1 protein-coding gene is annotated in these 477 nt (G+C 66.0%); it reads right to left on the reverse strand.

The window, feature by feature from the left end; genetic code table 11:
* Position 1: 1 nt before the first annotated feature.
* A partial coding sequence (locus AC5RWU_RS24595) for an SbtR family transcriptional regulator (protein WP_493986784.1) occupies positions 2 to 477 on the reverse strand: 476 nt, incomplete at its 5' end.

A 477-nucleotide genomic window follows, 5' to 3' on the forward strand; every position in this document is an offset into this window, starting at 1 on the left:
ATCAGTTGCGTTCTCGGATGGCGGTTTCTGCCGGTTCAGGGGCTGGCTCCTGCCCTGGCGTTGCGGGGGCATTGACCGAGAGGCCGGCCAGGCTGTTGCCCAGTGTCCGGCGCAAGGTCAGAACGTCGTCGGGCTCGCCGGGTCCGCCGTGTTCGGGGCGGGTGCTCAGGGCATCCAGGGCAAGGGCGAACAGCCGGCGCGATGCCGCCACGGCCTCTTCCCTGTCCCGGCGGATCAGGTGCTCATTGACGAACAGGAGCAACAGGACGTCCTCAATCCACCGGTCGGGACGGAAGGCGCCCTCGGCCTTGGCGCGTTCGATCAGTTCCTCGAATCCCCGCAGGATGGTGGTGCGCAGCCGGTCGACCTCCGCGGATTCACCCTCGGGTACTTCCCGCAGCGCGCTCATGTAGCCCAGGTTGTTGATCTCTTCGAGGAACAGCTGCTCGAAGTACATCCTGAACCCTTCCCACCCTG

This window comes from Arthrobacter sp. B0427-1-12 (genome assembly GCF_059092905.1).